This is a genomic window from Hymenobacter armeniacus (assembly GCF_014699055.1).
GTDB classification, from domain to species: Bacteria; Bacteroidota; Bacteroidia; order Cytophagales; family Hymenobacteraceae; genus Hymenobacter; species Hymenobacter armeniacus.
Genome location: NZ_JACXAC010000004.1, coordinates 412,562 through 436,029, shown reverse-complemented (window position 1 = coordinate 436,029; position 23,468 = coordinate 412,562). Strand labels below are relative to the sequence as shown.

Genomic DNA, 23,468 nt, shown 5'->3' with positions numbered 1-23,468 from the left:
CTACCCCACGCGAGATGCTTCGCTACGCTCTGCATGACGTTTTAGTAGGCATCGGTGTAGAGGTAGTACAGGCCGATTTTGGCGTTGTGGGCGCCCACGTAGGACGCGTAGCAGCCACCTTTCCACTGGATTTGCTGGTTGGCCGAGGGGAAAATGGTGGGATAGGTGACGCCGGAATAATTAGCCGCCGTCATGTTCACGCCGTCGAGGTTGGCCTGCACGAAGCCGGTGCTGCCCTTGCTGAAGTTGATTTTCAGGGCCAGCTCGATGGTTTGGCCGGCCATGACGCCGGTTTTCAGGTTCTTGATGATGGGGTAGCCGGGCTTGGGCACGGGGTGGTTGTTGGCGTCCCACTCGTAGTCGTACACCAGGTAATCGACCCGGTCTTTCAGCATGCGGGCCACCACCAGGGGCTTGTACTGCGTCACGCCGGCGGGGTCCTGGAAGCTCCAGGCCATGGATTGCAGAATCCAGCCGCCCAGGTTCTCGTAGCCGTCGGCGGTGGTTTCCATCTTGAATTTTCCCTTGATGGTCACCGTGTTGTCCACGCCGTTGTAGCGGGTGAGGAAGCGCGACACCTCGGCCCGGCCTTTCTGGGTGGCCGTGGAGTGAATGATGGCCCAGTTGATGCCCGCCGCCGACTGCCACCACCAGCTGCCGCCCTCCAGGTCCTTGGTCCAGCCGGCGTCGAAATCGTCGGTCATGAAATCGGTGGTGTTCTGCGTGAGCGGGCCCTGGGGCGCGGCGGTGCGGGGGGCAGGCTCCGCGCTGCGCTCGCAGGAGGAAAAGGTGGTCAGGGCGGCCAACGCCAAGGGCGTCAGTTTTTTCAGCACGTTCATGGGGAAAAAAGGGTTAGGTGAAAAAAGAAGCCTGGAGAAGCCGGCCGGGCCGGAAAATCAGCCGCCTGCGGGCGGGGTGGTGCGGGAGCATTTTCAGAAAATGCCCGTGCACAACAGGCTGCTTCTGACTAGGCCGTGGGGACTCATTTTTCACCAAATCGCGCCGGGGCTAGGGCTGCTGGCCGCCGGCTTGGGCGGTGGCGTCCTGGGGCCGGGGCAGCTTGCCGCCGGCGTGGTGCAGCAGCTCGTCGAAGTAGTTCATCACGTAGCTTTTGGTGCCGTCGGGCCTTATCAGCCAGAAGCCGTTCAGGTCGCGGTTGGTGGTGGTGGCGGCGGGCTGAGCCAACTGCACGCCGGGCGCGGTTTCGTTGCAGAAAAGCTCCCACTGCACCATGAACGGCAGGCCCTGGGCCAGCACCACGCCCACGTAGGCGTCCCACCGCGCCCGGAATTCCTGCGGCTGGTTCTTGGTGGCCATCTCCGGGATGCCGATTTCCCCCAGAAACACGGCGTCCTTTTTTTCCACGGCGCCGGTCAGCTTCAGGTGCTGCCGGATGAAGTCGATGCCCTTGTAGAGGTCCACGCCCGATTTATCGAAATCGGTACCGTCGTAGGCCGACCAGGACACCATGTCGGTTTCCACGAACGGCAGCACCTGCGTGGTCACGGCCGGCACGCCGTACATGGCATCGAGCACCTTGTTGACTTCAATGGCGTGGTACACGCGGCATTTGGTGCCGGGCACCGCGGCGCGGGCGCGGCTCACGCCGGCCTGCCGGGCCCGGAAAAGCGCCCGCATGCGTTCGAGGCGGGCGGGCACGTCGGCGGGCGGGGCCACGCGGCCCCAGTGCGCCTCCCAGGTGGTGCCGCCCCGCAAAATCCAGTCGCCCTCCCAATTGTGCAGCACAAACCGCACGTCGCGTTCGCGGTACTGCTCCAGCAGGTGCCGGGCGAGGTCGTAGTATTCGGCTTCCTCGCGCTTAAGGCCTTCGGGGTCGGTGGGCAACTTGTCGTTCACCTGCTCGGCGCTGGTGCTGAGCAGGATGGTGGAAAACGGCTGGGCAAAAGCCGCTTGGTAATACGGGTGCTGCGCCAGCTGCTTCAGCGTCACGTTCGCGGGCAGGTTCCAGCTGGAATTGTACTGGTAGCCGCTGGGCCGCTTGTAAAACCAGAGCTTGATGACGCCAAAGCCCAGCTCGGCCATCTTCTGGCTGCCCTCCACCAGGTAGGGCGCGGTGGTGAAATGGTACTTGCCGCCCACGTGGGTGGCGCCCAGCCGGTGCTTGATGTTGGCCGGAATGGTGGCCCCCTGGGAAGGCCGGTGCCGCTGGATGATTTTCAGAATCTCCGCGTCGCTCTTCGGGTTGGCCGGCTGGGCGTGGCCCGGTTGCGCCAGGCCCAGCAACAGCACCCAACCTAATGTAAGCCAGCGGACCATATCGGAAAGTTGAATAATGAGCGGCGAATCAGACAGGCCAGCGACGGGCTTATTTCACCCCCACGGTGAGGCCCGGCCAGGTGTCGGTGCGGAAGGAAATGGCCGGCAGGCCCTGCTTGTTGTAGAGGTTGGCCTGGTCGGGGTTGTCGGCCCAGGCGTAGCGCACGGCCACCGGCTGGGGCACGTCCTTGCTCCACACCACCACCTTGTCGCCCTCGATTTTGGCGTCGGCCCACACAAACTTTTTATCGGCGCCCGCAATGGCGAAGGCCAGCGGCTTGTCGCCCTTTTTCACCATCAGCCCGCCGCCGGTGTTGGCGAAGGAAAGCACCGCTTTGCCGCCTTCTACTTGCAGGCGCTGGTACACCGGGCCCGAATACACCACCTTTTTGTCCTGGTAGGCTACGTGCTCGGCGGCCAGGGCCAGGCGGGCCCCCACGTCCTTTTTGTTGAGCGGGTGGATGTCGTTCCACTCCCCGATGTCGTGGATGGTGGCCATACCCGTAGCCGGCAGCGCCAGCGTCATGGTCTGGGCCTCACGCAGCTCGGCCCAAGTGCTTTCGCCGGGCTGGTCTTTGGCCGGCAGGTAGTTGGCCAGCTGCACGTAGAGAAACGGAAAGTCGCCCTGCTGCCACCGGGCCCGCCAGTCGGTGATGAGGGCCGGAAACAGCTTCTGGTACTCGTAGGCCTTGCGGGCGTTGGACTCGCCCTGGTACCAAATCACGCCTTTGATGGCGTAGTTGGTCACCGGCGCCACCATGCCGTTGTAGAGGCCGGCGGGCTGGTAGGCCAGGTTCACGCGGTAGCCCATGGGCGGGGTGGCCACGCCGATGCGGTACTTCCACTCCCCTTTCAGGTCGATGGTGGCGCCGGCCAGCTGCAGCTGGTAGGGCTTGTCGGGGATGAAGCCGCCGTTTTCTTCGGTGTTGATGACGCGCACCGTGATGACGTTCTTGCCCGGCTTCACCAGGTTGGCCGGCACCTTGTACTTGCGCAGGTTGTAGCGGTCGTACATCCAGCCCACAAACTGACCGTTGAAATAGGTGGAATCCTGATTGGAGATGTAGCCCAGAATCAGCTCGGCGGGCTGGCCGGCGGCCGTGGCGGGCACCTCCACCTCCTTCTTGTACCACACAATGCCGTCGACTTCTTTCACGCCCTGCTGCTCCCAGTAGCCGGGCACCGTGATTGGCTTCCAGGCGTCCTCGGGGCCGGGGGCCTGAAACCAAGCGGGCGCGTTGAGCTGGCGGCCCTGGTCGCCGGCTTTGGCCGCGCGGTACCAATCCTCGCTCACCACTTTGTTCTTGTCCAGCATGGCCTTCACGTTGGCGGGGTCCTGCACCTTGGCGTAGGCCTTGGCGTAGCCCTCGAAGGGCTTCAGGCTTTCCGGACTAATCCAGGCCTCGGCCGGCGTGCCGCCCCAACTGCTATGAATCAGCCCCACGGGCACCTTGTATTTGTCGTACAGGTCTTTGGCAAAAAAATAGCCCACGGCCGTGAAGGCCAGTACGTTCTCGGGGTTGGCGTTTTTCCAGCCATCCGACGCCACGTCGTCCAGCGGCCCGGTAAACGAATGCTTTTTAGTAACGAGAAACTGCCGGATTTTCGGGTTGGTGGACTGGGCGATTTCCGTGGCGTATTTCTCCTTCAAGTTCCGCATCGGAAACTCCATGTTCGACTGCCCCGAGGCAAACCACACGTCGCCCACCAGCACGTCCTTAATCGTCAGCTCGTTCGTGCCCTTCACGCTCAGCGTGTAAGGCCCGCCGGCTTTGAACGTGCCCAGGTTGATGGTCCATTTGCCGTCCGGGCCGGTAGTGGCCGCCAGGGTTTTGCCCTGAAACGTCACCGCCACGGCCTCGCCCGGCGCGCCCCAGCCCCACACCTTCAGCGGCTGGCCACGCTGCAGCACCATGCCGTCGCTGATGAGGCGCGGCAGCCTGACAGTGGCCTGCGCAACAGAAGCGCCCAGCCAGGCGCTGATAAAAAGCAATAAGGTAATTCGCTTGTACATGTGCGATTGTTGGATGCTGATTCAGATAGAAGTATAGGTGGCTGACGCCAAGCCAGGAGCGACGCTGGTTCCACTCTCGCTTTCCGCCGCTGGCTGCGCAGAATCCGAGGGCTCCAAAGCCACTTAAGCCACTGTCGGCCCCGTGGAAACGTCTCCTTCTACCACGGGCAGCGCCGCGGTCGGCGGCATGGCGGCGGGGCCGCCCGCCGTTGCCAGCCCATTGGCGAGCTTTCGATTTTCGAATACGGCCTGCCGGTCAGGGGCTTTTTCGGCGGGCCGGCCGGCTTTGATGCGGGCCCACATGGCGGCTTTGGTCTGAGCTAGCTGCTGGGTGGTTTCGACCGCCACCGCGCCGGCGCCGACCAGGCCGTCGTACCACTGCTGCACCCGCTGGTGTTCCTCGGGGGTGGCGCGGCCGTCCAGGTATTTTTGCAGCAGCTGGTCTAGCTGGTCCTTGTCGTGTTTCTCCATCTGGTCGGCTCCCCTACCCGAGCGCTGGTTGATTCGAGGGGATAGTCTCCCAAGAGCCCGCCAACCCTAAAAAAGTCCGGCGAAAAAATAACCTTCGCCCAAAATCCCCCCGCGCCGGGGCTTGCCAACCGCGTTTGCCTGTGGTTTTAAGGCTGGTCGATGTAGGGGCGGGGCTTGCCCCCGCCCGCCGTTAGCTTCGCTGACTATCAGTTGAGCGGAATTGTTGCTTGCGGCGCTAACGTCCGGGCGGGGGCAAGCCCCGCCCCTACATCGTTTAGCTGCCCGCTACGCCGCGCAGTCTTTAAGTATCACCCGAAACAGCTTGAGGGCTTTGGATATGTGGTATTCCACGGCCTTTTCCGTCAGGCTGAGCGCGGCGCCTATTTCCTTGTTGGACAGGTTCTCGAACCGGCTCAACGTAAAAATCTGCCGGGATTTTTGGGAAAGGCTCAGCAAGCCCTGCTGAAACGTCGTGCTTACGTCGCCAAAATCAACAACATGCTCCGTGAAGTTGCCAGCGCCCGAGGTTGTTTTGAGCTGCTGCCGGGCGTAGCTGTCGCGCACCATGCGGGCCTTGTAGTACTTGATGACCTTGTACTTCACGGCCGTGAACAGGTACGTTTCCAGCGACGAAGTGAGCTGTAGCTGCTGCCGGCCCGCCCAGAGGGTCAGAAACAAGTCCTGTACGATTTCCTCGGCGGTTTCCTTGCCGTCGGTTTTGTAGCGGGCCAGGGCGTACAGCCGCTGCCAGTAGCGGTTATACACCTCCTCGAAGGCCGCCTCGTTGTCGTTTTTGATGCCGGCCACCAGGGCCTCATCCGTCCAGTTCCCGATGTTCATCGCGCGGCACGGTTGGCGGTGGACAGGAAGGACGCATGGCCGCGGCGGGCGTTGCCAGCCGGGGACGGGGCGGGAAGTGGCTGCGTTGGGTGGGAGGGACAGCCGAGAACGTTTTTCATGTTCTGTGGGATTGAACGAGTGCAGAATCCTCCCGGCGCCGGCGGAGCCCTTGCAGGGGCGCCGCTACCGCTTCAACTTCCCTCAATCAGGAGTGCATGAAGCGCGGGTGAATTCAACATGTCAAACCTACAGTTTTCTAGAAGGCAGAAAATATACTTTCATGCTTACAACCGATACTTTAATGCGCATTCCGGTTATTGCAAACGATTTGGAAGGCAAAAAGCCACCACCAAGGCCCAAACAGCCCGAAATAGGCCTGTCGCAACGGCTTCCATCCGGCCCGTTTTGCCGCTACTGCCAGCGCACTTCCAGCGGAGCCGCAAGGCCGCGCGCGAAGGCGGCCAGGTACTCGTCCCAGGCTTGCGCCGAGGCAAACTGCCCGCTTTTCTGCCAGCCAAACCCGGCGTAAAACACCACCCGCCCAGCGTCGGGCCGGGTCACGACATAAAGCTGGCTTTGGTCCTTGAAGGCCGCGCGGTGGTCCTGGTAATCGGTGATGGAACGCGGCGCGACTACCACGCCCGTGCCGACATAAGAGTCGTCGATTTTTTCCCAGTAGCGAAACCAGCCGGCCGGCCGGTCCGCCTTCACCTCTCCCTTTTGCTCGTGCAGCGTCAGGCCAATGGTGCAGTTGGGCAGCGGCTGGTCGGCCGAAAGCTGCTCCTCATACCGGGTTAGGTTGCTGCCCAGGTCCAGCGAGATGCGCTTTTTCTCCGTCACCGTCCGCCCGTTGGCATCCCACGGGGCATACATCAGCTCGAAGACGGTGCGGATGGGCCCCGTGGCCAGCACCCGGTAGCTGGTGAAGTTGCGCGAAACGTACAGCTGGCCCTGGTCGAGCACGCCCGTGCCGCCCGTGCCGCGGCTGGCGCCCACGTGGTAGGGGTCGTAGCCTTCGCCGTGGTCGTGGTGGTAAAAGCCGCTTTCCCGCACGTTGCCCGCGTACCACTTGTCGATGATGGGATAGTCGACGCGCTTGAGCCAGCAGTCCATGCCGCTGGTGAGCGTGCCGTTGGGGTCCTTGGCCACGGCCAGCCGCTCGGCCACCGGGCCGTAGGTGCGGAACGCCACCCGGTCGTTTTCCCAGGCAAAATCATCGGTGCGCTCCGGCACGAAGCGCGCAAAGGTGGTGCGGCTGCTGGCGGGCACCCCCGCGCCCCCGGCCGCCGGAACGAGCGTAAACGTCTGCCGCCCCTGGCCCGGAATGTCGGTTTGAAACAGCAGCTCATCGGGCTGCCCATCCGCATCGTTATCCATCAGCTGACTGACCAACACGGTTCCCGCCGCATCCAGCACCCGCAGCCCGGCGGGGCTTAGCCGGCGGGCCGCCGCCGGCAGCCGGGCCAGCGGCAGACTGATGGTTTCGGCGCGGCGCGCCTGCGCCAGCGGGTTGCGCACGGTGATGGTAGCGGCGGGCCGGGGCGCGGGCGGAGTGGCGCTGCCCAGCAAGAGGGCCGCCAGCGGCCAGGCGCAGCCGCGCAGAGTAGTATGCTTGGTCATCATCAGCGAATGGATTTACCGCCCCATCCAGCCGCCGTCGACGGTGAGCAGGGTGCCGTGCACGTAGTCGGAAGCGGCGGAAGCCAGGAACACGGTGGGGCCTTTGAAGTCGTCGGGCGTGCCCCAGCGGCCGGCCGGAATGCGGCCCAGGATGGTAGCGGAGCGGTCGGGGTCCTGGCGCAGAGCTTCGGTGTTGTCGGTGGCGATGTAGCCGGGCGCGATGGCGTTCACGTGCACGCCGCGGCCGGCCCATTCGTTGGCCAGCGCCTTCACCAGCGAGGCAATGGCCCCTTTGCTGGCCGCGTAGCCCGGCACGTTGATGCCGCCCTGAAACGACAGGAGCGAGGCGGTAAAGATGATTTTGCCACTCCCCTGCTCCAGCATTCGGCCGCCAATAGCGCGGGCCAGCCGAAACGGCGCATCGAGATTGGTATCCAGCACCTCGTCCCAAAAGGCGTCGCTGTGCTCCGCGGCCGGTGCGCGGCGAATGGTGCCCGCGTTGTTGATGAGGATGTCGATGCGCGGGAAACCCTGCTGCACCCGCGCCAGAAACGCATCCACCTGCCCGCGCTGGCTGAAATCGGCTTGGTAGGCGTGGAACCGGCGGCCCAGCGCCTGCACCCGCAGACCGGTTTCGCTGCCCTGCAACGGCAAGGAGGCGGAAACCCCGATGATATCGGCGCCGGCTTCGGCCAGGCCCAGGGCCATGGCCTGCCCAATACCGCGCGTGCAACCCGTGACCAGCGCCAGCTGGCCGGTCAGGTCAAAAGAAGAAAGAGTAGTCATTCAAGGAAGAAAGTGTCACTACGGCGTTTGCAGCTTGTCCAGCAGTAGGTACCGGTTGCGGTGGGGCTCCGGCTCCACCACCGGCCTCACGTCCAGGCGCAGCACGGGCACGGGGCTGGTTTTTTCCAGGGCAGGCCAGGCGAGCAGGCCGGCCCCGTTGGGGTTGCCGGTTTTGATGAAGTTGACGAAATAAGCCTGCATCGTTTTCGATACCTGGTAGTCCTCCGGCGTCCAGGCGTAGGCCTTATTTAGCGGCAGGTTGCCCAGGGCATATTCTATTTCGGCGGAGTGCACCGCGCCCCGCGGGCCGGGTGTCTGCTGGCCGGATGCGACCAGCTCGGGGCGCGCCCGGGCGAAGAGGTAACGGTACACGGGCTGGCCGGCGGTCTGCCGGTGCAGCTCCAGCCACTTCCAGGTCGAATAGCCCATGAACCGGTCGCCGGCCAGGTCGGTGGCCGCTGTTACTACGGCGGCGGCGCTGGTGGCTAGGTAAGCTTCCAAGACTTCCTCGGCGGCCGGGCCATACGCGCGCCGCACGGCATTTTCGTAGCCAGCCACCGTCGGCGGCTCCGAACCCAGCAACGTCTTGTAGTTCATTTCCTCGGAATTCCAGCCGGCCAACAGGGGCACCCGGGCCTGCTGCCCGGCGGCGTAGATGACGGCCGGGCTTTGCGGCAGAAAATAGCCGTCGATGGTGGAAGGAAAATGGCGGCCCGGGCCCGCTGCCGCCAGCAGCCGCTCAGCCGGCAGGGCCCGCAACGCCGCTACCGACGGCGCCCCCACGCCGCTGGCAAACCCCTCCCCTGCCGCCTCGGCTTTGGCCAACGGCACCGGCGCCAGAAACGACGCGAAAGCGGCTCCGCTCTCACCAATGGCCCCGGCCACCAGGCCTTCATTCAAAGGCGAGGCCAGCTGCAAACTCACGGAGATGGACCCGGCCGACTCGCCGGCGATGGTGACCCGGGCGGGGTCGCCGCCGAAAGCGGCGATGTTCTGCCGCACCCAGCGCAGGGCCGCGGCCTGGTCCAGCAAGCCGTAATTGCCGGAGGAATGATGGGGCGACTCCCGCGTGAGCTCGGGGTGGGCCAGGAAACCGAAGACGCCCAAACGGTAGTTCACCGTGACGGCCACGATGCCCTGCCGCGCCATTTGCTCGCCGTCGTAGCGCGGCTCCGAGCCGTCGCCGGTGCGGAAGCCGCCGCCGTAGAAATACACCAGCACCGGAAGCCGCTCCCGGGCTGATTTGGCGGGCGTCCACACGTTCAGGTAAAGGCAGTCCTCGCTCGTGCCGGCGGCGCGAAACACCATGTCGGCATACTCGGGCAGCTGCATGGCCCGCGGCCCAAATGCCTTGGCCTGCCGCACGCCCGTCCAGCTTTTCGGCGGCTGCGGCTCGCGCCAGCGCAGCGCCCCCACCGGCGGTTGGGCATAGGGTACGCCCTTGAAGCTGCGGATGCCGCTGGACTCGGCCGTGCCTTCCACTACGCCATGGGCCGTGGTGGCGCGTGGGCCTGCCAGCGCGCCAACAGGCCGTGAATGTCCGGCTTTAACACCTGAAGGTAAAAGGGTAACAAGAAAAATCAGGGAGAAAAAGTGTGCACGCATGAACCGCAGCAGGGTGATGACCCGGTGGATTCGCCCGCCAAGCCAGCAATTGGTTGTCGAAAGAAATTAGCAAAGTTCGCCATTGGCCTAGCTCGACCATCCGGTATGCTAAAACCTACGTTGATGGTATAGTCTACTTTAGAGGTCGTAACCCTAAATACAACAGATAAACCAGACTATTTTTAAGCCCTGCCCACCTCTGCAGCATGATTGTTGGCCTTGCTCATATGTGCTTGGCTTCTGGTTGTGAGCGCAATTGCGGGTTAGCCGAGCACAACTTCGCAAGCGGCTGGGGGCCGCCCACACTTTTAAGCCCGAACCCGTGGTGCGCAACGGGACTAATCGAGATGCATTCTGTCTGTGTGCAACTGCCCACCGCAACCATGCATCTGGGGCCAGCGCATCATGCTGCCGCTGCTGGTCGTTGAACGCGACCAACCCGCGCTGAGGAAGTGCAGGCCAGCGCGCTGTGGCAATGTGCCAGGCGTCATTTACTCTGCTCCTTTGAGCCTATTCACTCCGTGGCCCTGATTAATAGGTTGGTATAAAAGCTAAACAGACTTTTAGGCACTGGTTAATACGTAACGGGGATTTGCCAAGCTTGATTACGCCTTAGAGAAGTCAGAAAAGCACGCCTTTTATAACCTCTTCATAACCCACGCCGAGCAGGCCGAAAAAGCGCATTGTGCTGGGTCAAAAATTAGATTCGGAAAGTTGTTGCGGGTTAACTTGATGAGTAATACTTTCTGAGCCAATCCACTAATCAGGTTAACCTTTAACCACGTGCCTCACGCATAGACAGAATGAATTGGCCTCTAACTTAAAAATGGTCGATTGAAGAAATTACCCACACGTTAAAAAAGTCGTGGCTGTTGCAGAACGCCGCGCGGCCCTGTTAAACAAGGAAATCAATAAACTAAACGAGCCATTAAAGGACCAGTTGTCTTCAATGAGGCTTGCCGACGGGGCGTTGATGCGCCAGTGACTGCCCAGCTACGCGAATGTTGATAAACCCAGTGAATGCAACGACAGCAAAAAAATCAAGTATCCGAATGTATACTTGATACAGACGAACCCAACGGCTTAAGATGCGCGCCATGCGCGAAGAAGTCAATGGCGATGCATGAAGCGCATCGAAAGCGCATAATATTCACACCGCGCGAAAGCGACCAACGTGAAGGGCCAAAAGCATTGTTTCCGCCGATATCTGCTGTTCGGGTGAGTTGGGCATCGCTCGCAACTCCTGATGCAACGCTATCTGTCGGCAGCTTGGTGAAGCCTGTGACTAGCTTGGTTGAGGATTCAACGCAATGAACCTGGCGCACAACCAACCGTACATATGGCCCACAAAATTTAAACTGTCGCTTAACCCAAAAGCAAAACAGCCACCCCGCAATGAAGCTAGGTGGCTGTTGATGGATGTGGGAAGTAAAGGGCTCGAACCTTCGACCTCTGCTGTGTGAAAGCAGCGCTCTGAACCAACTGAGCTAACCTCCCAATGACCAAGCACGAGTGCCAATCGCACCTGTGTAATCTAACGTGTAATTCAAATCAAAACAGCCACCTGGCTTTGCAGCTAAGTGGCTGTCTTTTAGTGTGGGGGATGTAGGGTTCGAACCTACGACCCTCTGCTTGTAAGGCAGATGCTCTGAACCAGCTGAGCTAATCCCCCGTGGGTATTCCCGTTTGGGATTGCAAAGATGGGAGGTGTTTTCGGAAGCTCCAAACGAAATTCTGCTTTAGGGCACAGAATTTTGCCGCTGCATGCAGCAATGACTTCATTTTCAGGCCAAGAATTTTTGCGGCGGAAAGGCAAAAAATACGCGCTGGCAGCCGCTAGTTGGCAAGCAACGTATTCGGGCCGCTCCCGTTAAGGTTCCGAAATCGCTCACCAACCAACCTTTCTTTCTCATGGACACCCAACTCCTCCAAAACTATTCCGAAGCGGAGAAAACCGCTTACCTGAGCGCCATTGCCAGCCTCGCCACCGCCGACCGCCAAGCCTCAGGAGCTGAAACCCAGTTTCTGCAGGCCATGGCTCAGCAGGCGGGCCTCTCGGGCGGGGCCACGCAGCAGGTGCTGGCCGCCGCGCAGGACGCCACCAACCAAACCATTCAGCAGAATCTGGACGCGCTCAAAAGCAGCGACCTGCGCTTTTCCCTCATCACCGACCTCATCAGCTTCGCCCGCGCCGACGGTGCTTACGCCAACGACGAAGAAGCCATGATTGGCAAAATGTCGCAGTACCTGGGCATCAACCCCGAGCAGAAGCAAACCCTCGAAACGGTGGTTGACCAAGCCGCTACCGTGGCTCACGACCCACAAGACCCCGCCAAACAAGGCTTTTTCGACCGCATTGGGGACAAGCTCTCCAGTGCTGGCATTCCCAAAACGGCCCTCATGACCGGCCTGCTCGGCGTGGTGGCCCCCATGGTGATTTCGCGCGTGATGAGCGGCGGCAACAACCAGAGCCAAGGCGGCGGGCTGATGGGCGGCATGGGCGGCGGCGGCACCCTGGGCGGCCTGCTGGGCGGTGCGGCCCACAGCGGCTTGGGTGGCATGCTCGGCGGGCTGCTGGGCGGCGGCATGCTGGGCGGCCTGATGGGCGGCGGCCAGGCTGCCAACTATCCGCAGCAGGGCTCGGCCATTGGCAGCGGCGGCTTGGGCTCGATGATGTCCATCCTTGGCGGCCTGGGCGGACGTCCCAACTCGCAGCCGGCCAGCGCGGGCGGCGGCGGCCTGGGTGGCCTGTTGGGCGGCAGCAGCCTGGGCGGCATGCTCGGCGGCCTGTTCGGCGGCCGGTAAAGTCTGAGCCACGGATTCGGGCGGATTTTTCGGATTTTGTGGACGGATACCCTACTTCTCTACATGCAAAAAGGCCACTCGTCGGAGTGGCCTTTTTTAGTAACCTTCGGCCGTCCGCTGGCGCCGTCCACAAAATCCGCGAAATCCAATAAATCCGCCCGAATCCGTGGCTCAGACTTTACCGGCCACCGGCGCGGGCGCGGGGGCCGTGCCCGCAAACGCACCGCCGTACTGCTCCACCACTTCAATGATGCGGTAGTTGAGGTCTTCCTTCACGTTGAGGTATTCATCGTAGCTGGTGGTATCCACGAAGTATTGCACCGTGACCTCCTTGCCGGCGGGCGTGAGGGCGTTGAACTTCATTTGCACGTCCTGCGTGACGAGGGGGTGGGCCTGCATGGCTTCCAGCGAGCCGGCGATGATGGCGTGGAGCTGGGCGCTGGTGGTTTTCTGGTCGAACACGAGCGTGAAGCCCACCCGGCGCGAAGTGCGCAGCGAGAGGTTGTCGAGGGGCTTGTCAATCATGCTTTTGTTGGGCACGGTCACGTAGCTTTTCTCGGCGGTGCGCAGGCGGGTGCTGCGAAAGCCAATCTTCTCGACGGTGCCGCTCACGTCGCCGGCCGTCACGAGGTCGCCCACGCCGAAGGGCTGGTCGAGGAAGATGGTGAACGAGGCAATGAGATTCTCCAGGCTTTCCTTGGCGGCAAAGGCCACCGCCAGCCCCCCAATGCCCAGGCCGCCAATCAGGGCCGTCACGTTCACCCCAAACACCTCGCCCAGCACCACCATCAGCCCAATGATGATGACCAGCACTTTGAGCAAGTCTTTCGCAAAGGGCAAAAACTGATGGTCGAGCCGCCGAATGGCCGGGGTTTCGCGCAGCTCGCCCCGGCGCTGCACCACCAGCAGGGCAAAATCGACCAGGCGCAGCGCCACCCAGGTGATGGTGGCAATGACGCCGAGCAGGAACAAGCGCAGCAGCGCCACCTTGGGCCAGGGCTCCACGCCGGGCACGGCATCGGGCGGCAAGGGGTAGCGCAGCACGCTAAACGCGAGGTACAGCGTGGCCAGCAGGAACAGCACCGACAGCGGCTGAATGAGCAAATCGTGGAGCTCGCGCTCCGTCACGCCGGCCGTGTAGCGCTTGGTGAGCCGAAACAGCACTTTGCTGAGCAGGCGCGACAGCAGCTGGCGCAGGCCCGCCCCCACCAGCAGAATGAGCGCCGCAATGAGGTATTGGCTCAGGGCATTGCCCAGCACTTCGCGGTGCAGAAAAGGAGGAAACGTCATTAACAAAAGCAATGGTGAACGCCGGTAAGACGCAACTTCGCGCCGCCTTGTTGGGCCCGCTGGCCGGGCCGGCGGCTCCTACTTGGCCCGAATGGCAATAACCGGGTCGAGGTTGGCGGCCACGGCGGCGGGCACAATGCCGGCCACCACCCCAATGGCCACCGAAATGAGCAGGCCCAGCACAATGCGGGCGGCCGACATGGTGAGCGGCAAGGCGTCCTGCGGAAGCAGGGTAATGAGCCAGACCAGGAAAAGGCCCGCTCCGCCCCCGATGAGGCACAGGCAAATGGCCTCGAACAGAAACTGAAACAGAATGAAGAAATTCTTCGCCCCCAGCGACTTCTGAATGCCGATGATGTTGGTGCGCTCGCGCACCGACACAAACATGATGTTGGCAATGCCGAAGCCGCCCACCAGCGTGGCCAGCCCGCCAATGATGGCCCCAATCACGCCGATGCGGCTGAACAGCGTGCTGATGACGGAAGCAAACATCTCAGGCCGGTTCAGCGCAAAGTTGTCTTCCTCGCGGGGCTTGAGGCCGCGAATGTTGCGCATCACGCCGCGCATTTCGTACTCCAAGTCCATGAGGCCCGGGTCGTCGTCGCGGCCTTTCACGCCCAGCGAGGCACTCGGCCCGCCCATTCCGTTCGTGCTCAGGGCGAACATTTTGGTAAACATGGAGAACGGTATCAGGCAGTTGGAGTCGTTGCTAGGCGTGTCAAGAATCTTTTTGCCCTCCTTTTCCATCACGCCGATGACGATGAATTTTTGGCCCCGCACCTTGAATTCGCGGCCCACAGCGCCGCCCTGCGGGAAAAGGTTTTCGGCGATGGTGGCCCCGATGATGGCCACCGGCCGGGCGGCGTCCATTTCCAGATTGGTGAAATAGCGGCCTTCGGCAATGGGCACGTTGCTCACTATCCGGTACTCGTAGCTGATGCCTTGCACGGCGCAGTCGCCCACCGAATTGGAGCCAGCCGTGAGGGTGTTGCTGCCATTGGCGGCAAAAATGGCCACGCCCTTGTGGTTGGGGCCCAGCTGCCGCTGCAGCGCCTGAAACTCGCGCAGGTTGGGCACCGGGCGCTTCACGTACTTCCACCACGGGTAATCGGGCCCAAAGGTCCAGGGCCATTTGGCCACGTAAATCACTTTGTCGCCCACAAAGTCCATGCTGTGGCGAATGCTGGCTTCCAGTGAGTCGACGACGGTGAAGACGGCGATGATGGAAAAAATGCCCACCGTGACGCCCAGCAGCGACAGAATGGTGCGCAACAAATTGGCTTTGAGGGCGTCGAGGGCGAAGCGAAAGCTTTCGAAGGTGAGGCGCAGGGCTAGCATGAGAAAGAGACGGGTGCAGAAAAGGTGGAGCGCAACGGGCAGCAACTGCAAAAGTGCAACGGAACATTTTCGCCAACGGCGGCGCTTTCCCATAAAGCGGCTTTACGAACTCAAAAGACGGAAACCCACGGGGAAGTTGCTGACGGTGAAAGCACGCCCGGCAACGGCGCGCGCACTAAAAAGTAGATTCTCCCGGAAAAAGCCGTACTTTTGCCTCCCCAAATTTCCGTAACTTCCCCCAAATACTGCCCTATGGCGATGAAATTGCACGAGTTCAAATTTGAACTCCCCGAGGAGCTGGTGGCCATGCACCCGGCCCGCAACCGCGACGAGAGCCGCCTGATGGTGGTGCACCGCGCCACCGGCCAAATTGAGCACCGCAACTTCAAAGATATTCTCGATTATTTCAACGAGGGCGACGTGTTGGTGTTCAACGACACCAAAGTGTTTCCGGCCCGCCTCTACGGCAACAAAGAAAAAACCGGCGCCAAGATTGAAGTGTTCCTGCTGCGCGAGCTGAACAAGGAGCTGCGCCTGTGGGACGTGCTGGTGGACCCCGCCCGCAAAATCCGGGTGGGCAACAAGCTGTACTTCGGCGAGTCGGACATGGTGGCCGAGGTGATTGACAACACCACCTCGCGCGGCCGCACCATCAAATTCCTGTTTGATGGCACCGACGAGGAATTCCGCAAGGCGCTCTACGAGCTGGGCGAAACCCCGATTCCGAAAGAAGTCATTAACCGCGAAACCGAGCCCGCCGACAAGGAGCGGTACCAGACCATCTACGCCGAGCACATCGGCGCGGTGGCGGCCCCCTCGGCCGGCCTGCACTTCACCCGCGAGGTGATGAAGCGCATGGAAATCAAGGGCGTGGAGCCGGCGTTTGTGACGCTGCACGTGGGCCTGGGCACCTTCCGCACCGTGGACGTGGAAGACCTGACCAAGCACAAGATGGACTCGGAGAACTTCATCGTGACGGCTCCGGCCTGCGAGGTAGTGAACAAGGCCCTCGACGCTAAGAAGAAGGTGTGCGCCGTGGGCACCACCACCATCCGCGCCATGGAGGCGTCGGTGTCGGCCAATGCCCGCATGAAGCCCACCCAGGGCTGGATTGACCGGTTCATCTTCCCGCCCCACGATTTCAAAATCGCCAACTGCATGCTCACCAACTTCCACATGCCGGAGAGCACGCTCATCATGCTGGCCTCGGCCTTCGCCGGCTACCCGCTGCTGATGGAAGCCTACAAGGAAGCCATTAAAGAGAAGTACAAGTTTTTCAGCTACGGCGACGCCATGCTGATTCTGTAAGCAGTTCAAGCCGTCGGGCTTCGCGAACGCCGGAATTCCTTGTCAGGGGTTCCGGCGTTCTTTTTTTAACAGAACTTCGCGCCAATGAAAGCCCCTACCCTTCCCAAGCGCCAAGCCCCCGAACTTCCCGGCCCTCAGGCGCCGCGGCTCGCCATTCTGGTGGCGGGCGGCAGCGGCACCCGCATGGGCGCCAACCGCCCCAAGCAGTTCCTGCTGCTGCGCGGCGAGCCCGTGTTGCTGCACACCCTGCGCCGCTTTGCCGAGCCGGCGCTGGGCGTGCAGGAGATTGTGCTGGTGCTGCCCGCCGACCAATTCGATACCTGGCAGGCGCTGTGCGCGCAGTTCAGTATTGACATTCCGCACCGGCTGGTGGCGGGCGGGGCCACGCGCTGGGCCTCGGTGAAGGCGGGCCTGGCCGCGCTGAGCGAGCATCCGGAGGGGCTGGTGGCCGTGCACGACGGCGTGCGCCCGCTGGTGTCGCGCCAGGTGGTGGAGCGCACTTACGCCGCCGCGGCCACCCACGCCGCCGCCGCCGCCGCCGTCGTGCCCAAAGACTCGGTGCGGCTGGTGTCGCAACACGGCTCGGCGGCCCAGAACCGCAGTCGCCTGCGCCTGATGCAAACGCCCCAGACGTTTGAAATTGACCTCCTGCGCCGCGCCTACGCCATGCCCGAGCTGGCCTCTTTCACCGACGACGCCACGGTGGTGGACGACCTGTGCCGCGTGCAGCTGGTGGACGGCGACTACCGCAACCTCAAAATCACGACGCCGGAAGACCTGGTGGTGGCCGAGGCGCTTTTTTTACTGGGTGAATGAGTGAGTGGGTGAATGGGCGAATGAGAAAATTGCAGGACCTTATTTTGCATTCACCCATTCACCCACTCACTATTCACCCATTGACTTACACCAGCCTGCTTTACGACGTGCGCCCCAACGGCGTCGCCACCATCACCCTGAACCGTCCGGAGGTGTTCAACGCCTTCAACGACCCCATGAGCTACGAGCTGCAGGATGCCCTGAAGCAAGTGGGGCGCGATGCCGCCGTGCGGGCCGTGGTGCTCACGGGCGCCGGCCGGGCCTTCTGCTCGGGCCAGGACCTGAAGGCGGCGCAAGAAGCCGCGGCCGCCGAAGGCAAGCCCCGCTCCTTCTACGACTCGCTGCACCAGCGCTACAACCCCATCATCCGGGCCATGCGCGGGCTGCCCAAACCCATCATTTGCCGACTCAACGGGGTGGCGGCGGGCGCGGGCTGCTCGCTGGCGCTGGCCTGCGACGCCATTGTGGCCAGCAGCGAAGCTTCCTTAATTGAGGTGTTCATCAACATTGGGCTGGTGCCGGACTCGGGCTCGTCGTGGTTTTTGCCGCGGCTGGTGGGCACGCTCAAGGCCTTTGAGCTGTGCAGCCTGGGCTCGAAAGTGCCGGCCGACGAAGCCTTGCGCCTGGGCCTGGTCAACCAGGTGGTGCCGGCCGAGCAACTCGACGAAGCTGCCTATGCACTGGCAGCTCGCTACGCCTCGGCGCCCACCAAATCCATTGGCCTCATTAAGCAAATGCTGAACAAATCCGGCGCCGCCACCCTGGACGAGATGCTGGACTACGAAGCCCATTGCCAGCAGATTGCCGGCGAATCAGCAGACTACCTCGAAGGCGTGAAAGCCTTTGGGGAGAAGCGCAAGCCGGTGTTCACGGGCCAATGACCATTGCCAAAGGCCCGCTCACAGGTGTGAACGGGCCTTTTTACAACCTGTACCAGCGCCTCACCTGACGAGGCTCACGCGGTTGGTCTTGGCTTTGCCGTTGGCCATCACGCGGTAGGTGTAGGTGCCGGCAGCCAACTGTGCCCCTTTTAGCTGAAGGGTTCGGGTTTCGCCGCCCACCACTTGGCCATCGAAAAGGGTGGCCACGGGCACGCCAATGGCGTTGTAGAGCTGCACCACCACGTGCCCCGACGTTGGCACCGTGAAATTGATGGTGGCGTCGCGGGTGGTGGGATTGGGGTAAGCTTCGGTTTGAATGCTTCCTTGCAAAGCAGATGGAATGGTGGTGGGCTCAACCGAGGCCGACCGGATGGCCGGGGGGGCGGGACAGGATTCGGCTTGGCCGCCGCAAACCGTGGCGGCCGAGATGCACCCGCCCGCGGCGGCCGAGGCCGTGGCCGTGATGCTAAACCCTTTGCCGGCCCGCATCACGAATACCAGCGGGCCCGCGCTGTACGTCGCGGTTTGGGGATTGGTGCCGTCGGTTTCGGTCACGCGGTAGGTGGTTCCCGCCACGGGGTTGCACACCGTGAGGGTGGGCGCCGTGAGCGCGCCGCACAAGGAAGCCTCCTGCACGGTGACGGTGGGCCCGGCGGGTTTCGCGTTCACGGTCACGGCCACGTCGCTGGTGGCCGTGCCGCAAGACGGCGTGGCGTTGCTGGTCACGGTCAGGCGCAACGTCACGGTGCCGCTGCCCCCGCTCACGGCCACGCTCGGCGTGTAGGTGTCGCCACCGGTGATGTTCACGGAAAGGCTGCTGGGGTTGTTGAACACGGCCCACGAAGGCGTGCCATTGGTGCCCGAACCCGACAAGGAGAACGTGTTGCCGTTGGCGCTTAGGCATTGAGCGGCGGGCGCGGTGCCCGCCTGCGCCGTCGGGTTGGGGTTGACGGTCACGGCCACGTTGCTGGTGGCGGCGGTGCACACGGGGTTGGCCGTGCTGGTCACGGTCAGGCGCAGCGTGACGACGCCGCTGCCCCCGCTCACGGCCACGCTCGGCGTCAGGGAGGTTTCGCCGGTGATGGTCACGGCAAGGCTGCTGGGGTTGCTGAAAACCGTCCACAAGGGGGTGCCGTTCGTGGCCGTGCCGCTCAGCGAGAAGGTGTTGCCCACCAAGGCGGCGCACTGGGCGGCTGGCGCTGTGCCGGCGCCGGCAGTGGGGTTGGGGTTGACGGTCACGGCCACGTCGCTGGTGGCCGTGCCGCAAGACGGCGTGGCGTTGCTGGTCACGGTCAAGCGCAGCGTCACGGTGCCGCTGCCCCCGCTCACGGCCACACTCGGCGTGTAGGTGTCGCCACCGGTGATGTTCACGGAAAGGCTGCTGGGGTTGTTGAACACGGCCCACGAAGGCGTGCCATTGGTGCCCGAGCCCGACAAGGAGAACGTGTTGCTCGCCGCGGCGCATTGGGCGGCCGGCGCGGTGCCCGCCTGCGCCGTCGGGTTGCCGTTTACCGTCACGGTCACCTCATCGGGAGGCGAGGAGCAGGTAGAGCCTATCTTGGTCACGGTCAGCTTGTATGTAGTAGTAGCGGCCGGGCTTACCGTCACTTCCGCCGTGGTGGCAAACGGCGACGCATTGCCAATCGACCACGCGTAGCTGTAGCCGGCCACGGCCGTAGCCCCAATTTTCGCCGAACCGCCGGCGCACATGGCTTTGTCGGCCCCGGCATCGGCCACCACGTTGATGTTGAGGTCCAGGGGAATGGGCTCCACAAAATCCGTCATGTTTGCCGACGACGATTGCGACGACTTCGTCACCACCCACAGCGTCGATATCTTGCCCACGCAGGTGGTCTGCACCCCCCGGTACACGGCCGAAATGTCGACGGACACTTCCGCGAATAAGTTGGCCTCGTAAAGCGTGCCCCCAAACGGTGCATACGGCACGTTGGTCAGCGCCACCCCGTTGGTGCGGCCGAAGGCCGCGCCCGAGGGCGGGTTGGCCAGTTGCACCCACGTGAAGCCGGTGCCGGCCGGCCGCCACTCTTCGTAGTACAGGTTGGGCACCGTGCCGCCGTTCACGAACTCGGCCGTGACCTGCACGTCCCCCACCGTGCGGCCCCCGTCGGTGCCCGCACTGGTGAAGGTGCCATCGGCGTTGCGCACAAGCGTTTTTTGCAAAAATTGAAACGCCAGAAAGCTGTTGCCTTCTTTGGTGGCGCGGTCGCCGGCCATCGTCACCCACGTATCGCCAATGACGATGCCGGCCCCCGTCGACGCCGTGCCTTCCTCAATGTACACCATGGCATTGTTGATGTCGTTCTTGGACGGATTTGGCCCACCGGTTTTCCAGGTCACCGACGTGTTGGGGTTAGAATCAATCTTGCTTCCGCCCGCAAAAATGTCGTCCGTGGCGCCGTAGGCGTCGGTTTTGTGAATAATGCGCTTGGACCCCACCGGCGCGGCGCCCGTCGCCGACAACGCGCCCCCGTATCCGGCCGCGGTTAGCGGGTTGGGCAGCCAGTCGCCGGCGTTTCTATAGGCTGCGGCGTCGCCGTCGTAGGCCGCGAGGTCGCCGTCGATGGCAAAGCCGGTGGTGGCGCCGGTCGGCCGGGGATTGGGAAGGAGCACCGGCACCACGCCCGGCGGCACGGCATTTTGAGCAAAGGCGGGGCAGCTCAGCAGCACCAACGCCGTGAGCAGCGCGGGCCGCAGGCCGCGGCCCAACCCGTTGAAAGCTTGCAGAAAGCGGCGCAGGTCACCGAAAGCGGTGGGCCCGGTGGGAAGTGTGCGATAAGAAAAGTTCATGGTAATGCGTGTTGTGAGTGAACGACTAACGCCAGCATCGTGAGAGGGCCGCAAGGCGGCCGGCCAAGGCCCTCGGTGGAACCACGGCAAAAGGAGGCCAGAAACGGCAAGGCAGCAACGCCTCATTCCGAAGCCAGTGGCTCGGAAAACCCTATGCATTCGTAAGGGTGGCTACTTGCCAACACGCAGCCCCACGGGCAGAAACTCCCGGGCAGAATGTGCAAGAAGCGGAGACCACACCCAGCGGGACCGGTGCTCAAGCCGGCCCTGCTATTCTATCACTGCCGTTGAGCATGGGCAGCACGCGGAGCACAAACGCAGCCCTTTTCAGGGGAACTTTTACGATTAATCTAATAATAGTTAAATGTATATATTTTTCTTTATAATAAATAAACAATTTAATTTTTTTCTGATTTATTCTAATACAACTAGGCCAGCACCGGTGCGTTGAGGCGAAAAAACATTTGCCATTTGGGCTTTGAGCCCTGCAAAAAGCAGCTAGTAGTGCGCAAGCGGCAACAATCGAGCACCTATGCGGTCCTGTTCGTTGCCCAAGTCGCGGAAACTCCGCGGCAATACCGGGTAGCAACGCGCCGCGGGCGCCCCACGGGGCGGCGGGCCAGCGCGGAGAAGCGCCGGTAGCAGTGCCGCAGTAACGCCAGTCGTCGTCGTCGCATAGCAAACGACCAGCGGGCGGCCGTAAGCCAGCAGTCCGCAAAAAGCCCGCCTCGGCAGCCGAAACGGGAAGCGGGCTGGCCACTGGTTACGGCTGCATCACATAGTCCCCAAAAGGTGGCATGGCAGCAATGCAAAACGCCCCATCCAGCGCAGCGGGTGGCTGCCTAGAGGGGGCGTCGAAGGGAGCGTCTGCCCGGTGCCGGGCAACGGCGGGCTTACCGCAGGGTGATGGTGCGGGTGCGGCCGTTCACGGTCACGCTGGCAATCTTGTCGCAGTCGTGGGTGCCGCTGGGGTCGTAGTTCAGCACCAGCGTTTTGCCGTTGGTGTTGGTCAGGGTCATGCTGCCTTGCACGTAGTATTTGGGGCAGTCGCCGCGCTTGATGAGGGGGTTATTCGTGTCGATGGTGGTGGTGTAGCCCACGCTTTTGCGGTTGGTGCCGGCGGCCGAGCCCGTCACCGTGAACACGTCGTCGGCGAAGGTGGCGGTGCCGTAGCCCGCCGTTTGGGTGAAGGTCCAGTTGGCGGTCCAGGAGTGGGTGCCGCCGTTGTTGGCGCGGATGATGCTGGCGCCGGTCACGTCGACCGAGAAGGAGCCCTGGCCCAGGTCGGTGAAGGTGCGGGTGGCGGTGTGCTGGTTGTCGTTCACGAAGTAGTTGACGCGAGTCACCACGGCGCCGGCGCGGCGCTTGAGCACATCGGTGGTGAAGGCCACCCGAATCTGGCCGCGGCGGTAGCGGCCGTCGGCGCACAGGCAGTTGGTGGTGCCAAAGTCAATGGTCAGCACGCGGGCCTGGGCGTCGTAGGTGCGGGTGGCGCAGGAGCCAAAGCGGGCGCGGAAGTCGGCGTCGGGAATAGCGAAGGCGGGAGCGGTGGAGCTGAAATCGGCCGGGCCGGCCAGGTTCATGGCATCGGTGCTGATGGCGGTTTCGATGTTGTCTTCGCTGCGGTCTTCGGCGGTGGTGATGTCGTCGGGGGCGGCGTCGTCGGATTTCCGATTGCAGCCGGCGGTGAGAAGCAGGCCGCTGGCCAGGCAGGCCAACGTGAGGGAGCGGAATGAAAAAGTACGCATGGCGAAGGTGAGAAAAATAGGAATATTAGAGATGAGAACTGTGTGTTTGGCCGGTTGGAAGAACCGCGGGGGTACAAGTTTAAAGGCCTTGCCAAAAAAGTTCAGTCGCGGCCTAAAAAAACCTGACCCACAAGGCCTCGTATAGCGGGCCACTGCTACTTGCCCACTACACCCCACCCGTTCGTCATGCTCATGCTGCCATTTGCTTTAGCGCCCCTGCGGCGGCTTTTTTTGGGCCTGGCCCTGCCGGTGCTCGGCGTGAGCTGCTCTTCGCCCTCGGGCAGCGACGACGCCGTGAACTCCGCAACGGCGCAGAACGAACAGAAAATTGACGCCGCCGACACCACCGAAAAACAGGAGGCCGACGCCGAGTTTCTGGTGCGCGCCACCAGCAGCTCGCTCCTGGAAGTGGAGCTGGGCAAGCTGCTGCAGGCCCGGGCCACGGTGCCGGCCGCGCGGGCCTACGGCGCCGCCGTTGTGCAGCAGCGCTTGGAGTTGCTGACGGCCCTGCGCGCGCTGGCGGCCACCAAAAAGCTGGCCGTGCCGCCGGCCCTGGGCGGCGACGAGCAGGCCGCCTACCACGAGGCCAGCACCCAGCCCGGCGCCGAATTCGAAAAGCGCGCCGTGGCGCTGCTGGTGAAAGCCCAGGGCCAGGACGAGGACGCTTTCGACGACATGAAGGACGACGCCTACGACGGCGACATTCGCGGCTTTGCGGCCAAGTACCACCCGGCGGTGGAAGAACTGTTGGACCGCGCCAAGGACGTGGCCGACGCCGTGGACAAGCGGCCCTAGCGACCGCGCGGGGCGCTTCATCTGCATTTCACTCAGCGCTTGCTTTTTGCGTATTCATCAACCCTT

The 23,468-nt window shown here is 62.8% G+C and carries 17 protein-coding genes and 2 tRNA genes; 5 read left to right on the top strand and 14 right to left on the bottom strand.

Annotated features, from left to right (window positions below):
* Positions 1–41: 41 nt before the first annotated feature.
* The 10 genes from IC234_RS13330 to IC234_RS13285 form a co-directional block, all read right to left on the bottom strand.
* Positions 42–839, bottom strand: coding sequence for a hypothetical protein (locus tag IC234_RS13330; protein ID WP_190925395.1), 798 nt, complete (start codon positions 837–839; stop codon positions 42–44).
* A gap of 169 nt (positions 840–1,008) precedes the next feature.
* A complete protein-coding gene (locus IC234_RS13325) occupies positions 1,009–2,277 on the bottom strand; it encodes a hypothetical protein (protein ID WP_190925393.1) in 1,269 nt (422 codons plus the stop codon).
* Between the two features lie 49 nt (positions 2,278–2,326).
* A complete protein-coding gene (locus IC234_RS13320) occupies positions 2,327–4,291 on the bottom strand; it encodes a sialate O-acetylesterase (RefSeq protein WP_190925391.1) in 1,965 nt (654 codons plus the stop codon).
* A gap of 123 nt (positions 4,292–4,414) precedes the next feature.
* Entirely contained in the window at positions 4,415–4,762 is a 348-nt protein-coding gene (locus IC234_RS13315; protein WP_190925389.1) for a hypothetical protein, read from the bottom strand.
* Between the two features lie 285 nt (positions 4,763–5,047).
* On the bottom strand, positions 5,048–5,602 hold the full coding sequence (locus IC234_RS13310; protein WP_190925387.1) for an RNA polymerase sigma factor: 555 nt from the start codon (positions 5,600–5,602) through the stop codon (positions 5,048–5,050).
* 411 nt (positions 5,603–6,013) lie between these two features.
* Positions 6,014–7,225: a DUF4861 domain-containing protein gene (locus IC234_RS13305; RefSeq protein ID WP_190925385.1), complete on the bottom strand. Its 1,212-nt coding sequence runs from the start codon at positions 7,223–7,225 to the stop codon at positions 6,014–6,016.
* A gap of 12 nt (positions 7,226–7,237) precedes the next feature.
* Positions 7,238–8,008 (bottom strand): SDR family NAD(P)-dependent oxidoreductase, encoded by a 771-nt coding sequence (locus IC234_RS13300; RefSeq protein WP_190925382.1) that lies wholly within the window; start codon positions 8,006–8,008, stop codon positions 7,238–7,240.
* Between the two features lie 18 nt (positions 8,009–8,026).
* Positions 8,027–9,613: a carboxylesterase/lipase family protein gene (locus IC234_RS13295; protein ID WP_190925380.1), complete on the bottom strand. Its 1,587-nt coding sequence runs from the start codon at positions 9,611–9,613 to the stop codon at positions 8,027–8,029.
* A 1,422-nt stretch (positions 9,614–11,035) separates the two neighbouring features.
* Positions 11,036–11,110: transfer RNA gene (locus IC234_RS13290), tRNA-Val, on the bottom strand.
* 100 nt (positions 11,111–11,210) lie between these two features.
* Positions 11,211–11,285: transfer RNA gene (locus IC234_RS13285), tRNA-Val, on the bottom strand.
* A gap of 239 nt (positions 11,286–11,524) precedes the next feature.
* On the opposite strand from IC234_RS13285, the gene IC234_RS13280 reads away from it, so the two are divergent.
* The gene (locus tag IC234_RS13280) at positions 11,525–12,418 is read left to right on the top strand and encodes a TerB family tellurite resistance protein (protein WP_190925378.1); all 894 of its coding nucleotides are present in this window, start codon (positions 11,525–11,527) and stop codon (positions 12,416–12,418) included.
* A gap of 171 nt (positions 12,419–12,589) precedes the next feature.
* Here the strand turns inward: IC234_RS13280 and IC234_RS13275 are convergent, their stop codons facing one another.
* Positions 12,590–13,708 (bottom strand): mechanosensitive ion channel family protein, encoded by a 1,119-nt coding sequence (locus IC234_RS13275; RefSeq protein WP_190925376.1) that lies wholly within the window; start codon positions 13,706–13,708, stop codon positions 12,590–12,592.
* 78 nt (positions 13,709–13,786) lie between these two features.
* A complete protein-coding gene (locus IC234_RS13270; RefSeq protein ID WP_190925374.1) occupies positions 13,787–15,046 on the bottom strand; it encodes an ABC transporter permease in 1,260 nt (419 codons plus the stop codon).
* Between the two features lie 258 nt (positions 15,047–15,304).
* Between IC234_RS13270 and queA the strand changes: the two genes are divergently transcribed.
* From queA to IC234_RS13255, 3 genes are all read left to right on the top strand, one after another.
* Complete coding sequence (gene queA, locus IC234_RS13265) at positions 15,305–16,354, top strand: tRNA preQ1(34) S-adenosylmethionine ribosyltransferase-isomerase QueA (RefSeq protein ID WP_190925969.1); 1,050 nt, start codon at positions 15,305–15,307, stop codon at positions 16,352–16,354.
* Positions 16,355–16,438: 84 nt separating this feature from the next.
* Positions 16,439–17,170, top strand: a complete 732-nt coding sequence (locus tag IC234_RS13260) for a 2-C-methyl-D-erythritol 4-phosphate cytidylyltransferase (protein WP_190925372.1) — start codon at positions 16,439–16,441, stop codon at positions 17,168–17,170.
* Positions 17,171–17,250: 80 nt separating this feature from the next.
* Positions 17,251–18,051 carry an enoyl-CoA hydratase-related protein gene (locus IC234_RS13255; protein ID WP_223827668.1) on the top strand — a complete coding sequence of 267 codons (801 nt, stop codon included), beginning with the start codon at positions 17,251–17,253 and terminating at the stop codon, positions 18,049–18,051.
* Positions 18,052–18,111: 60 nt separating this feature from the next.
* Here IC234_RS13255 and IC234_RS13250 read toward each other — a convergent pair whose 3' ends face one another.
* Together IC234_RS13250 and IC234_RS13245 are read right to left on the bottom strand one after the other, a co-directional pair.
* Positions 18,112–20,859, bottom strand: a complete 2,748-nt coding sequence (locus IC234_RS13250; protein WP_190925368.1) for a T9SS type A sorting domain-containing protein — start codon at positions 20,857–20,859, stop codon at positions 18,112–18,114.
* Positions 20,860–21,752: 893 nt separating this feature from the next.
* Positions 21,753–22,607: a hypothetical protein gene (locus IC234_RS13245; protein ID WP_190925366.1), complete on the bottom strand. Its 855-nt coding sequence runs from the start codon at positions 22,605–22,607 to the stop codon at positions 21,753–21,755.
* A gap of 192 nt (positions 22,608–22,799) precedes the next feature.
* Here IC234_RS13245 and IC234_RS13240 point away from each other — a divergent pair, with 192 nt between their 5' ends.
* Complete coding sequence (locus IC234_RS13240; protein ID WP_190925364.1) at positions 22,800–23,402, top strand: DUF4142 domain-containing protein; 603 nt, start codon at positions 22,800–22,802, stop codon at positions 23,400–23,402.
* Positions 23,403–23,468: the final 66 nt, after the last annotated feature.

Coding starts and splice junctions, on each gene's coding strand:
- IC234_RS13260 (WP_190925372.1), top strand. CDS start 16,439: ATGAAAGCCCCTACCCTTCCCAAGCGCCAAGCCCCCGAACTTCCCGGC.
- IC234_RS13245 (WP_190925366.1), bottom strand. CDS start 22,607: ATGCGTACTTTTTCATTCCGCTCCCTCACGTTGGCCTGCCTGGCCAGC.
- IC234_RS13320 (WP_190925391.1), bottom strand. CDS start 4,291: ATGTACAAGCGAATTACCTTATTGCTTTTTATCAGCGCCTGGCTGGGC.
- IC234_RS13270 (WP_190925374.1), bottom strand. CDS start 15,046: ATGCTAGCCCTGCGCCTCACCTTCGAAAGCTTTCGCTTCGCCCTCGAC.
- IC234_RS13310 (WP_190925387.1), bottom strand. CDS start 5,602: ATGAACATCGGGAACTGGACGGATGAGGCCCTGGTGGCCGGCATCAAA.
- IC234_RS13305 (WP_190925385.1), bottom strand. CDS start 7,225: ATGATGACCAAGCATACTACTCTGCGCGGCTGCGCCTGGCCGCTGGCG.
- queA (WP_190925969.1), top strand. CDS start 15,305: ATGAAATTGCACGAGTTCAAATTTGAACTCCCCGAGGAGCTGGTGGCC.
- IC234_RS13300 (WP_190925382.1), bottom strand. CDS start 8,008: ATGACTACTCTTTCTTCTTTTGACCTGACCGGCCAGCTGGCGCTGGTC.
- IC234_RS13240 (WP_190925364.1), top strand. CDS start 22,800: ATGCTGCCATTTGCTTTAGCGCCCCTGCGGCGGCTTTTTTTGGGCCTG.
- IC234_RS13250 (WP_190925368.1), bottom strand. CDS start 20,859: ATGAACTTTTCTTATCGCACACTTCCCACCGGGCCCACCGCTTTCGGT.
- IC234_RS13325 (WP_190925393.1), bottom strand. CDS start 2,277: ATGGTCCGCTGGCTTACATTAGGTTGGGTGCTGTTGCTGGGCCTGGCG.
- IC234_RS13295 (WP_190925380.1), bottom strand. CDS start 9,613: ATGCGTGCACACTTTTTCTCCCTGATTTTTCTTGTTACCCTTTTACCT.
- IC234_RS13330 (WP_190925395.1), bottom strand. CDS start 839: ATGAACGTGCTGAAAAAACTGACGCCCTTGGCGTTGGCCGCCCTGACC.
- IC234_RS13280 (WP_190925378.1), top strand. CDS start 11,525: ATGGACACCCAACTCCTCCAAAACTATTCCGAAGCGGAGAAAACCGCT.
- IC234_RS13315 (WP_190925389.1), bottom strand. CDS start 4,762: ATGGAGAAACACGACAAGGACCAGCTAGACCAGCTGCTGCAAAAATAC.
- IC234_RS13275 (WP_190925376.1), bottom strand. CDS start 13,708: ATGACGTTTCCTCCTTTTCTGCACCGCGAAGTGCTGGGCAATGCCCTG.